This window comes from Streptomyces sp. S6, assembly GCF_054880855.1.
In genome coordinates, this window is record NZ_JBTYMC010000215.1 from 1 (window position 1) to 11,680 (window position 11,680).

The 11,680-nt window shown below is 72.0% G+C and carries 11 protein-coding genes and 1 pseudogene; 2 read left to right on the top strand and 10 right to left on the bottom strand.

Annotated features, from left to right (window positions below):
- Positions 1 to 114: 114 nt before the first annotated feature.
- The 7 genes and pseudogenes from ACVNF4_RS24950 to hrcA all read right to left on the bottom strand — a co-directional run.
- Positions 115 to 945, bottom strand: a pseudogene (locus tag ACVNF4_RS24950) (peptidase S41); the annotation flags it as partial.
- A gap of 96 nt (positions 946 to 1,041) precedes the next feature.
- Complete coding sequence (locus tag ACVNF4_RS24955) at positions 1,042 to 1,458, bottom strand: hypothetical protein (protein ID WP_461805113.1); 417 nt, start codon at positions 1,456 to 1,458, stop codon at positions 1,042 to 1,044.
- A gap of 298 nt (positions 1,459 to 1,756) precedes the next feature.
- Complete coding sequence (locus ACVNF4_RS24960; RefSeq protein WP_461805114.1) at positions 1,757 to 2,149, bottom strand: VOC family protein; 393 nt, start codon at positions 2,147 to 2,149, stop codon at positions 1,757 to 1,759.
- A 9-nt stretch (positions 2,150 to 2,158) separates the two neighbouring features.
- Positions 2,159 to 2,905: a 16S rRNA (uracil(1498)-N(3))-methyltransferase gene (locus ACVNF4_RS24965; RefSeq protein WP_461805115.1), complete on the bottom strand. Its 747-nt coding sequence runs from the start codon at positions 2,903 to 2,905 to the stop codon at positions 2,159 to 2,161.
- Positions 2,905 to 4,014, bottom strand: a complete 1,110-nt coding sequence (locus ACVNF4_RS24970) for a nitronate monooxygenase (RefSeq protein ID WP_461805116.1) — start codon at positions 4,012 to 4,014, stop codon at positions 2,905 to 2,907. The genes ACVNF4_RS24965 and ACVNF4_RS24970 overlap by 1 nt, the downstream gene beginning before the upstream one ends.
- 86 nt (positions 4,015 to 4,100) lie before the next feature.
- Positions 4,101 to 5,234, bottom strand: coding sequence for a molecular chaperone DnaJ (dnaJ, locus tag ACVNF4_RS24975; protein WP_461805117.1), 1,134 nt, complete (start codon positions 5,232 to 5,234; stop codon positions 4,101 to 4,103).
- A complete protein-coding gene (gene hrcA / locus ACVNF4_RS24980; protein WP_461805118.1) occupies positions 5,235 to 6,251 on the bottom strand; it encodes a heat-inducible transcriptional repressor HrcA in 1,017 nt (338 codons plus the stop codon).
- A 120-nt stretch (positions 6,252 to 6,371) separates the two neighbouring features.
- On the opposite strand from hrcA, the gene ACVNF4_RS24985 reads away from it, so the two are divergent.
- Positions 6,372 to 7,100, top strand: coding sequence for an MBL fold metallo-hydrolase (locus ACVNF4_RS24985; RefSeq protein WP_461805119.1), 729 nt, complete (start codon positions 6,372 to 6,374; stop codon positions 7,098 to 7,100).
- A 41-nt stretch (positions 7,101 to 7,141) separates the two neighbouring features.
- Positions 7,142 to 7,948: a DUF3097 domain-containing protein gene (locus ACVNF4_RS24990; RefSeq protein WP_461805120.1), complete on the top strand. Its 807-nt coding sequence runs from the start codon at positions 7,142 to 7,144 to the stop codon at positions 7,946 to 7,948.
- On the opposite strand, the gene ACVNF4_RS24995 is transcribed toward ACVNF4_RS24990, so the two are convergent.
- The 3 genes from ACVNF4_RS24995 to ACVNF4_RS25005 all read right to left on the bottom strand — a co-directional run bounded on the left by ACVNF4_RS24995 (position 7,938) and on the right by ACVNF4_RS25005 (position 11,623).
- On the bottom strand, positions 7,938 to 8,510 hold the full coding sequence (locus tag ACVNF4_RS24995) for a Uma2 family endonuclease (protein ID WP_461805121.1): 573 nt from the start codon (positions 8,508 to 8,510) through the stop codon (positions 7,938 to 7,940). The genes ACVNF4_RS24990 and ACVNF4_RS24995 overlap by 11 nt on opposite strands.
- A 102-nt stretch (positions 8,511 to 8,612) precedes the next feature.
- The gene (hemW, locus tag ACVNF4_RS25000; protein ID WP_461805122.1) at positions 8,613 to 9,845 is read right to left on the bottom strand and encodes a radical SAM family heme chaperone HemW; all 1,233 of its coding nucleotides are present in this window, start codon (positions 9,843 to 9,845) and stop codon (positions 8,613 to 8,615) included.
- A gap of 74 nt (positions 9,846 to 9,919) precedes the next feature.
- A complete protein-coding gene (locus ACVNF4_RS25005) occupies positions 9,920 to 11,623 on the bottom strand; it encodes a SpoIIE family protein phosphatase (protein ID WP_461805123.1) in 1,704 nt (567 codons plus the stop codon).
- Positions 11,624 to 11,680: the final 57 nt, after the last annotated feature.

Here is an 11,680-nt window from a genome sequence, read left to right on the forward strand (position 1 = left end):
TGTTCCAGAGCCTGCACGTAGTCGTGGTGCAGCTGCGCGTTGAGCCGTTCCCGGCAGTCCGGCCGGCCCGAAGAGATCAGCAGGGCGGCGAGGGGATGGCCGCTCTCAGAGTCGGTCCATGCGCTGGCCGCCCAACTTGATGTCCAGCAGGCGGGGTTCGGCGCCGTCGAGGTCGTCGAGGAGCCACAGTTCACCGGCCGACGCGTACACCAGGCGGGTGCCGTCGCCGGTCAACTGGCGGGCGTAGAAGCCGTCCAGAGGTGTGTGCCGGCGCAGATCGGAGCCGTCGGCCGCCGAGGAGTAGGCGGCGCCGGTCCCTTCGTGGTCGGACAGGAACGCGATGCGGTCCCCCACCCACACCGGGGACTCCAGGTTGCCGTCCAACTCCTCGTGCAGCCGGACGAATTCGCCCTCTCCGCCCCGGTCGATCCACAGTTTGCCCGCCGTGCCGCCCCGGTAGCGCTTCCAGTGCGCCGCCTCGCGGCCGTGGCGGACGGAGAGGAGGACGGGGTGCGGGCCGTCGAGCGCGAGGTCGTCGACGAGGCCGTAGGGCAGGGTCGTCGCCGGTCCGCCGTCGAGGGGGACGGCGCGGGCCCAGCTGCGGGAGCGGGACGCCTGGTCGTGGGTGGAGACGACGAGGACGCGCCCGTCGGGCGTCCAGCCGCACACGCGGGTGGTCGAACTCCCCCAGTATGTAAGGCGAGTTGACGGTCCTCCCTCGGCCGGTGCGACGAGGACCTCCCGGGCGCCGTCCCGCGTCGAGGTCCAGGCGACCGTCGTGCCGTCGGGGGATATCCGGGGGGCCGTGACGGGCGTGTTGTCGGCGCTCACCCGCCAGGCACGGCCGCCGTCCAGGGGTGCGAGCCAGACGTCGTCCTCGGCGGTGAAGGCCACCGAGTCGCCGTGCAGGTGCGGGAACCGGAGATACGCAGCGGGCTGGGTCACCCGGTCACCCTATGCAGGGAACGCCCGTACAGACACCGGTTTCGGATCACTTGTCGGGACGGCGGCCCCGATCGCCGTCGCACCGCACCGCCTCGGTCACCCTCCGGCGCTCGGCGACACCACCGGCGAGGGCGACACGCACTCCCCGAGCCCGCTCACCCGGAACACCTGCCGCTCCCCCACATCCGCGCTCAAGTCCCCCCGCACACAGGCCCCTTCGACGGCCCGTGTCACCCGTCCGGTGACGGTGACGTCCTTGCCGTCCTCGGTCTTCCCGGCGCAGTCCACGGAGACGAGGTTCAGCTCCCCGCCGACCGGCGCGTCCGGCGCCTGGGAGGAACTCGTGTACTGTCCGGTGCAGTTGATCCACCGCACAGCCACCCCCCGCCGCTGCATCTCCGCCTTGGCGACCGCCCCCGTCGTGTTCGCCACCCCCGTCGCCCCGATCCCCCCGGGATCGCACGCCACCAGCCCGCCCACGAGCACCCCCACCGCTCCCGCAAGCCCGGCCACGCGCACCACCCACATAAACAAGCAGCGTGCCACCGTCCGACCCGCGAGGATAGGGGTCATGCGCCTGAGGAAGCTGACGACGGACCACACGTACCGCTGGTCGGTCCACCACGTCCACGGCACGGGCGCTGGATCCAGGGCAGCGGCTACACCGACCACTCGGGCTCGGTCAGCACCGACGACCACTACCTGAACCTCCATCTCCCGTCCGCGGTAAGGGCGTTCGCGGACTAGACGGAGGAGCGAGGCATGTTCCGGACGAGCACCGTTGACCCCGACCCCGGCCCCCACCCCGGCCTCAGCCGCGCAGCAGCAGCCACTCCTGGAGTTCCACCAAGTTCCCCTCGGGATCCTTGAGATGGGCGACCCGCATCCGCTCGCCCAGCGGGGCGGGGCCGTGCACGAGGACGGCTCCCCGCCCGGTGATCTCCGCGCAGTACGCGTCCAGGTCGTCCACCCGCAGCGCGACCAGCGACCGGTGCCCGGTGCACTCGTCGTTCAGCTCACCGAGCAACTGGGCCATCATCGCCCGGTCCTGCAACGCGATCCCGGCGGATCCGGTGACGGGGCTGAACTTCTCGTACGGGCCGCCTCGGGCGCCCGACTGCGGCTTGAGGCCGAGGACTTCGGCGTAGAAGTGGTAGCAGGCGGCGAAGTCGGTGACGAGCAGCCGCACTTGAGCGAGTTCCACGGCGACCCCCTAGGCCCAGCGGCCGGTTCGTCCCAGTACCAGTGCGGCGGCGGCCGTCCCCGCGGTCGATGTCCGCAGCACGCTCCGGCCCAGCCGGCAGGTCACCGCCCCCGCCTCCTCGAACAGCGCCAACTCCTCGGGAGAGACGCCCCCTTCGGGCCCCACGACGAGCACGATCTCCCCGGCGGAGGGCAGTTCGAGCGTCGCGAGGGGCGCGCTGCCGTACTCCCGGTCCTCGTGCAGCACGACGGCGAGATCCGCGCCCGCGAGCAGCGCGGCGGCCTGTTTGCCGGTCGCCAGGTCGGCGACCTCGGGGAACCGCACCCGGCGCGACTGCTTCCCCGACTCCCGTGCGGTGGCACGCCACTTGGCGAGCGCCTTCTGCCCGCGCTCGCCCTTCCACTGCGTGATGCAGCGCGAGGCGGCCCACGGCACGATCGCGTCGACCCCGACCTCGGTCATCGTCTCGACGGCCAACTCCCCCCGGTCGCCTTTGGGAAGAGCCTGGACGACGGTGAGACGCGGCGCGGGGAGAGGCTCCTCGGTGACGCCGGAGAGACGGACCGTCAGCCGGTCCTTGCCCTCGGCGGCGACGACGGACCCCTCGGCCCACCGCCCGGCCCCGTCGGTGAGGACGACTTCCTCGCCCGCCTGGAGCCGCTTCACGGAGACGGCGTGCCGTCCCTCGGGCCCGTCGAGGACGAACTCCGGTCCGGCGCCCGCGAGTTGCTCGACCACGAAGACCGGCGCGGTCATCAGGCCACGCCCCCGTCGGCGGTCGGCGCGTCGTCCGGCAGCGGTGCCGTCTCGGCCAACGCGGTGCGCGCGGCGTCCAGTTCGGCGGCGAGCAGCTCGACGAGGTCCCCGGCGGGCAGCTCCCGTGCCATCCGGTGCCCCTGTCCCGCCCACAGCGCCATGCCCTGCGCGTCCCCGGCCTTCGCGGCGGCCTTGCGCAGCGGCGACGTCAGGTGGTGGATCTCCGGGTAGGCGGCGGGGGCGTACGGGCCGTGCTCGCGCAGGAACCGGTTGACCAGGCCCCGGGCGGGCCGTCCCGAGAACGCGCGGGTCAACTCCGTGCGCGCGAACAGGGGGTTGGTGAGCGCCTGCTTGTGGACGGCCGCGGCCCCCGACTCCGGCGTCGCGAGGAACGCGGTGCCGAGCTGGGCGGCGCACGCGCCGGCCGCCATGACCGCGGCGATCTGGCCGCCCCGCATGATGCCGCCCGCCGCGACCAGCGGCAGTGAGACCGCCTCGCGGATCTGGGTGAGCAGCGCGAGCAGGCCGACGCCCGCACGGTCGTTCTCCGGGTTGTCGCGGTGCGTGCCCTGGTGACCGCCCGCCTCGACGCCCTGCACGATCACCGCGTCGGCGCCGGCGCGCTCCACGGCGACGGCCTCCTCCGGGGAGGTCGCGGTGACGAGGGTGAGCGTCCCGGCCCGCCGCAGCCGCTCCAGTACCTCAGGGTGAGGGGTACCGAAGTGGAACGAGACCACGGGTACGGGGTTGTCGAGGAGGACGGCGAGTTTCGCCTCGAAGCCGTCGTCCCGGCCGCTCTCGGGGTCGCCCAGCTCCGTCTCGTACCAGGTGGACTCGCCGGCGAGCTGGTTCGCGTACAGCTCCACCGCGCCCGCCTCGGCGTACTCGGGCTGCGGGAGGAAGAGGTTCACCCCGAACGGGCGCGAGGTCTGGCCCCGGACCTGCTTGATCTCCTCGTACATGCCGTCGGCCGTCTTGTACCCGGCGGCAAGGAACCCGAGACCCCCCGCCTCGGACACGGCCGCGGCCAGCCTCGGCACGGAGACCCCGCCCGCCATGGGGGCCTGCACGATCGGGAGAGGGAAGAGATCGGTCAGTTCGGAGGACATGACCGCATGTTGTCACGTCCCCCGAACAAGTCCGAACCGACCCCACGTTTGGCACATGCCAACAGGATCAACGCCGGCAAAACACCTCAGCGTCCGTTGAACGCGTCCTTCAACCGCGAGAACAACCCCTGCTGCCCAGGCTGGAACTGCCCCGTGGGCCGTTCCTCCCCCCGCAGCTTCGCCAGCTCGCGCAGCAGCCGCTCCTGCTCCGGGTCCAGCTTCATGGGTGTCTGGACCTCGACGTGAACGATGAGGTCGCCGCGCCCGCCGCCTCGCAGGTGGGTGACACCGCGTCCGTGCAGCGGGATCGACTGGCCCGACTGGGTGCCCGGCCGGATGTCGACCTCCTCCAGGCCGTCCAGCGTCTCCAGCGGCACCTTCGTGCCGAGGGCGCCGGCGGTCATCGGGATGGTGACCGTGCAGTGCAGGTCGTCGCCCCGGCGCTGGAACATGGCGTGCGGGAGTTCGTGGATCTCGACGTAGAGGTCACCGGCGGGACCGCCACCGGGCCCGACCTCGCCCTCGCCGGCGAGCTGGATGCGCGTGCCGTTGTCGACGCCGGCCGGGATCTTGACCGTCAGCGTCCGCCGGGAGCGGATGCGGCCGTCGCCGGCGCACTCGGGACACGGCGTCGGGACGACCGTCCCGAAGCCCTGGCACTGGGGGCACGGCCGGGACGTCATGACCTGGCCCAGGAAGGACCGGGTGACCTGCGAGACCTCACCCCGGCCGCGGCACATGTCACACGTCTGCGCGGTGGTGCCGGGCGCGGCCCCCTCGCCGCTGCACGTGTTGCAGACGATGGCCGTGTCGACCTGGATGTCCTTGGTCGTGCCGAACGCGGCTTCGTCGAGGTCGATCTCCAGGCGGATCATCGCGTCCTGGCCGCGCCGCGTGCGTGAGCGCGGGCCGCGCTGGGACGCCGTCCCGAAGAACGCGTCCATGATGTCCGAGAAGTTGCCGAAACCGCCCGCGCCGAAGCCGCCCGCGCCGCCGCCGCTCTGCGAGAGCGGGTCGCCGCCGAGGTCGTAGACCTGCTTCTTCTGCGGGTCGGAGAGGACCTCGTAAGCGGCGTTGATCTCCTTGAACCGCTCCTGGGTCTTCGGGTCCGGGTTGACGTCCGGGTGCAGCTCGCGCGCAAGCCGACGGAACGCCTTCTTGATCTCATCCTGCGACGCGTCACGGCGCACGCCGAGGACGGCGTAGTAATCCGTCGCCACTTACGACTCCGCCAGGATCTGTCCGACGTACCTCGCCACTGCGCGTACCGCTCCCATCGTTCCCGGGTAGTCCATGCGGGTCGGTCCGACCACGCCGAGCTTGGCGACTGCCTCGCCGCCCGAACCGTAACCGACCGACACGACGGACGTGGAGTTGAGTCCCTCGTAGGCGTTCTCGTGCCCGATGCGCACGGTCATGCCCGAATCTCCCGCCTCGCCAAGCAACTTGAGGAGCACGACCTGCTCCTCAAGGGCCTCCAGGACGGGCCGGATGGTGAGGGGAAAGTCATGTCCGAAGCGGGTGAGATTGGCTGTTCCGCCGATCATCAGCCGCTCCTCGTTCTCCTCGACGAGCGTCTCCAGGAGAGTGGAGAGCACCGTCGAGACCGTACCCCGGTCTTCTCGCTCGAAAGCCTCCGGGAGGTCCTCGACGAGCGGGGGCACGTCACTGAAGCGGCGGCCCGCGACCCGGCTGTTGAGCCGCGCGCGCAGGTCCGCCAGCGACGACTCCCCGAACGGCGCCGGGCAGTCGATCATCCGCTGCTCCACCCGGCCCGTGTCCGTGATCAGCACGAGCATCAGCCGCGCGGGCGCGAGCGCCAGCAGCTCGACGTGCCGGACGGTGGAGCGGGTGAGGGAGGGGTACTGGACGACGGCGACCTGACGGGTGAGCTGCGCGAGCAGCCGTACCGTGCGGGCCACCACGTCGTCCAGGTCGACCGCGCCGTCCAGGAAGTGGTGGATCGCGCGGCGTTCCGGCGCCGTCATCGGCTTGACGCCGGCCAGCCTGTCGACGAACAGGCGGTAGCCCTTGTCGGTGGGGATGCGGCCGGCGCTGGTGTGCGGCTGGTGGATGAACCCCTCGTCCTCCAGCACGGCCATGTCGTTGCGCACGGTCGCCGGGGAGACCCCGAGGTTGTGCCGCTCGGTGAGCGCCTTCGAGCCCACCGGCTCCTCGGTCCCGACATAGTCCTGGACGATCGCGCGCAGCACCTGAAGCCTGCGTTCACTCAGCACCGCGCACACCTCCAGATGTCCGTCCCTGGCACTCTCCCCTGACGACTGCCAGTGTACGGCGATCGTGTACCACGGGGGCAAGGTCGTCCCGCCGCCGGTTGGTACAGCTAGCGTCTCTGTATGACGGTGACTTGGGAAGAGCTCGGCTGGGAGCGCCTGTCGGATCGGGCCGGACGGATCCGCCTCCCCGGATGGGACTGCACGGTGGGACTGGTGACGGCCCCCGGCGCCACCCTCATGATCGACGCGGGCTCCAGCCTCCCGGAGGGCACCCGCCTCCACACGGAGGCCACCCACCTCACCGGCGTCAATGTGACCCATCTCGCCCTCACCCACGCCCACTTCGACCACGTCCTCGGCGCGGCGGCCTTCCCGGGGGCGGCGGTCTACGCGGCGAGCGCCGCCTACGACGCCGCCGAGCTGACCGACGACGCCGTACGCAACGGCCTGGCCCGCCACCTGGCCGAGGAGGCGACGGCCGCGCTGATCACGCCGGATCACGTGGTGAGGGACAGGTTGACGCTGGTGCTGGGGGAGAGCGCCCCCAGCAAGATCCTCCTCGCCCGTCTCGGCCCCGCCCACTCCCCCGACGACCTCGTCGTCCTCGTCCCCGGCACCCCCGACTCCCCTCCCATCCTCTTCTGCGGCGACCTCGTCGAGGAGTCCGGCGAGCCGCAGGCGGGGTCGGACGCGGTGCCGGGGCGGTGGCCGGAGGTGCTGGACGTGCTGCTGGAGCTGGGTGGGCAGGACGCGCTGTACGTGCCCGGTCACGGGGCGGTCGTGGACGCGGAGTTCGTGCGGCGGCAGCGTGACGCTCTGCGCGAACGCTTCGGCGTGTCGCACGGGTGAAGGCGGGACCGCTCCCGCGTACTTCTCCTATCGTCATCCGAATGCGCCAGTACTCGCCCGACCTGACCCCTCCCTGGAAGAAGAAGCAGGCCCCCGCCCCGGAGATCCCGGCCGACCCCGGCCTCGTCGTCGAGGAACCCGGCACCGGTTTCTGCGGTGCGGTGATCCGCTGCGAGGCGGGCACGGTCACGCTGGAGGACCGCTTCGGCAAACACCGCGTCTTTCCGATGGAACCCCGTGGGTTCCTCCTGGAGGGCCGCGTGGTGACGCTGGTCAGGCCCTCGGCGCAGGCGTCCACGCAACCCGCCCGCACCGCCTCCGGCTCCGTCGCCGTCCCCGGCGCCCGCGCGCGCGTGGCCCGAGCCGGCCGCATCTACGTGGAGGGCCGCCACGACGCCGAGCTGGTCGAGAAGGTCTGGGGCGACGACCTGCGCATCGAGGGTGTCGTCGTGGAGTACCTGGAGGGCGTGGACGACCTCCCCGCGATCGTCGACACCTTCGCCCCCGGCCCGGACGCCCGCCTCGGCATCCTCGTCGACCACCTCGTCCCCGGCACGAAGGAGTGGCGCATCGCGCAGGCGGTCACCAGCGACCACGCCCTCGTGGTGGGCCACCCGTACATCGACATCTGGGAGGCGGTGAAGCCGTCGTCCCTGGGCATCTCCGCGTGGCCCCGCGTGCCTCATGGGCAGGACTGGAAGACGGGGGTGTGCCGGGCGTTGGGCTGGCCGTCGGAGAACACCGGGGCGGTGTGGCAGGCGATTCTGAAGCGGGTGACGTCTTACAAGGACCTGGAGCCGGAGTTGTTGGGGAGGGTGGAGGAGCTGATCGATTTCGTCACCGCATAGTGCCGGGTCGCTGCAAGGTACCGAACCTGCTCGTGTCCAGTTCGATGCCCAACCAAGGCAACGGCACCGGGTCACCGAACTTCCGCGTCCGTTCCGACTGGTAGTCGGCCGACATCCCCCGCCCGGACGGCTCCGACAGCACCAGACACCTGGCCTCGAAGGGGTCGATGATCAGATACGCGGGGACACCGCCGGCAGCGTAGATCGACCGCTTCTGCACATAGTCGCGGTGGGCACTGGTCTTGGACACGACCTCCACCACGAGGGTCAAGGCCGCTGCGGGCACGAGCCGTCCCGGACTGTCGTCGGCGCCGAGCTCCAGAATGACGAGGTCCGGCTGCGGCTCGCTGTTCTCCTCCGGAATGGCCACGTCCTGTGTCTGGAGCCGGTCCCATCGGTCGGACGGGATCTGGTCCTGCACAGCCTGCACGATGCGGTTGTGGACCTTGTCCGGCCCGGTCATCATCACGATGTCCCCCCAGATGAGCTCTGCCTTGTAGCCCTCGGGAACCTCCAGGTTCTCGAAGGTCTCGTGCACCCGGCGATCATCCACAGCGGTCATCTCCGTGACCCTCCATCTCCGCCGCGCTGTCTGTCGGCAGAACCCTACGAACCAGGTTAGGCACCGAACCTACGTTCCGCACCGATTCACTCCCCCGAGTGATCAGTCCACCAGATCCCTGACGACCGCATCCGCCAGCAACCGCCCCTTCAACGTCAGCACAGCGCTCCCCGCGCCGTACGCCCCCTCCTCCAGCAGCCCCTCGCTCAGCGCCCGGCGTGCGGCAGCGGCCCCCGCCTCCCGCAGCAGCCCCAGCGGCACCCCCTCCCGCAGCCGCAGTTCCAGCAGGATCCGTTCGACGCGGCGGTCCTCCTCGGAGAGCACCTCACGCCCCGCCCCCGGCGAACGCCCCTCGGCCAGCGCCCCCGCGTACGCGCCGGGGTGTTTCACGTTCCACCACCGCACGCCCCCCACGTGGGAGTGGGCGCCGGGACCGGCCCCCCACCAGTCCGCGCCCCGCCAGTACAGCTCGTTGTGCAGGCAGCGGGCGGCGTCGGAGGTGGCCCAGTTGGAGACCTCGTACCAGGAGAACCCGGCGCCCGACAGCACGGACTCGGTGATGAGGTACCGGTCCGCGTGGACGTCGTCGTCGGTCATGGGGACCTCACCGCGCCGGATCCGCCGGGCGAGCTGGGTGCCCTCCTCGACGATGAGGGCGTACGCGCTGACGTGGTCGGGCCCGGCGCCGAGGGCCGCGTCGAGGGAGGCCCGCCAGTCGTCGTCGGACTCACCGGGGGTGCCGTAGATCAGGTCGAGGTTGACGTGCTCGAACCCGGCGCCACGCGCCTCGGCGACGCACGCCTCGGGCCGCCCGGGGGTGTGCGTGCGGTCGAGGATCTTCAGCACATGCGGGCGCGCGCTCTGCATCCCGAAGGACACCCGGTTGAACCCGCCCTCCCGCAGCGCGGCGAGATAGGCGGGGTCGACGGTCTCGGGGTTCGCCTCGGTGGTGACCTCCGCGTCGGCGGCCAGCCCGAACTCGTCGCGGATCGCGCCGAGCATCCGGACGAGGTCCCCGGCGGCCAGCAGCGTCGGCGTCCCCCCGCCGACGAACACGGTCCGCACCTCCCGGGGGTCGTCCCCGAGCACCTTGCGCGCGAGCCGGATCTCGTCGATCAGGGTGTCCGCGTAGTTGTCCCGGGACGCCAGCACCCCTCCCGTACCCCGCAGCTCGGTCGCGGTGTACGTGTTGAAGTCGCAGTACCCGCAGCGCGTGGCGCAGTACGGGACGTGCAGGTAGAAGCCGAGCGGCCGGTCCCCGGCCCCGGCGAGCGCGGCGGCGGGCAGCGCACCGTCTGCGGGGACGGGTTCACCGTCGGGAAGTACGGAAGGCATGCCCCCATTGTCCCGCACCCCGTAGTACCCGAGAGCTACCCGGCCCGGCCCCTCACCCCCGTAGTACCCGAGAGCTACTCGGCCTGGAGCACCAGCAACGCGAGATCGTCCTCCGGCGGCCTCGACCCGAACTCGTGCACCAGATCCCGGATCCGCTCCGCGATCAGCTCCGCGTCGTACCCCGCGCACCCCGCGAGCGCGATCGCCAGCCCGTCCCCGTCGTCGAACTGCCGTCCCCCGTCCCGCCGTTCGGTGACCCCGTCGGTGACGCACAGGAGGCTGTCCCCGGGCAGCAGGTACACCTCCTCGCTGCGGTACGTGGCGTCCTCCACGACCCCGATGAGCGTCTGGGGCTGCGCCGCCGTGCACACGCTGCCGTCGGGCCGCAGCAGCAGCGGCAGCGGATGCCCGGCGGAGGCGAGGACGACCCGTACACCCCCCGCGTAGGGGATCAGCTCGCCGTAGAGGAGCGACAGGAACCGCGTCTGGGGCCCCTCGCCGGGCCCCACCGGGCCGACGTACGCGCGGGCCGCCGCGTCCGCCGCCTCCGTCGCGTCGTCGAGGAGCAGTTGGTTCAGCCGGTCGAGGACGTCCGCCACCCCGTACCCCTCACGGGCCAGCAGCCGCAGCCACGGCCGGGCGAGCCCGATGACGACGGCGGCCTCGGGCCCCTTCCCCTGGACGTCCCCGACGGCGAAGCACCAGCGTCCGTCCCCGGCGGGGAAGAGGTCGTAGAAGTCGCCGCTGGGCCCGCCCTTCTCCCGGGGTTCGTAGACGAGCGCGCTGCGCACCCCGGGGATCTCGGCGACGGCGCCGGGCAGCAGCCCGCGCTGGAGCACGGAGCTGATGGTGACCTGGCGCGCGTACTGCCGGGCGGCGCCGATCGCGAGGGCGACGCGCCGGCTGAGGTCCTCGACGAGCCCGGTGACCTCGTCGGGGAACCGCTGGTGCCCGCAGCGCCCGATGACGAGGGTGCCGAGATGCCGTCCCCCGGCGACGAGCCGGTACGCGAGGGCGGTGCCGGGCGTGCCGAGGGCCTGGGCGGGCCAGGGGTGGTCGTAGGGCTGGGTACCGACGGGCCGGCCGGTATCGGGGGGTTTCGGCGGCATCTCCGCCAGCTCCCGCTTCAGCGCCTCCAGGCACCCTTCGCTGCCGTGCCACACCCGGGCGAGCCGCGTCCCGGCCCCGATGGTCTCGTCGTCCAGCCAGACGGCGCACCAGTCGGCGACCCTCGGCACGAGGAGCTGTCCGGTGAGGGAGGCGACGAGGTCCTCGTCGAGCTGCCCGGCGAGCAGGTCGGACGCCTCGGCGAGGAAGGAGAGCGCCCCGCGCCCCAGCCAGTCCTGCTCGTTCTGTCCGCTCTGGGGCTGCGGGGCGAGCGCGACGGCGAGTCCGAGGGCGGGAAGGGGTCCGAGGACGGAGACGGGTCCGTGGGCGAGCGCCTCACACGTCCCGCACCCGTCCTCACCGCACTCCCCGCACCCCTCGGTCTCCCCGATCCGCGCCCACACCGTCTTCCCGTCCCTGCGGTACGTCACCCCCCACTCCATGGCCAGCGCGGTGACGAGCCTCAACCCCCGTCCGTACTCGGCTTGTTCGTACTCCCGGTCCCCGTCCCGCAGGGTCCGTGAAGGATGCCGGTCGGAGACCTCGACGACGATGTCGTACGCCGGCCCCGGCCCCGTTCCCTCTCTCGGCTCCTCCAGCCGGCAGTCGATCTCGACGTCGGTGCCGGCGTGAACGACGGCGTTGGTGACGAGTTCGCTGAGGACGAGCACCGCCTCGTCCCCGGCGCGGGCGCCGGCCCGGCGGCCCGAGGCGGCCCACTCGCCGAG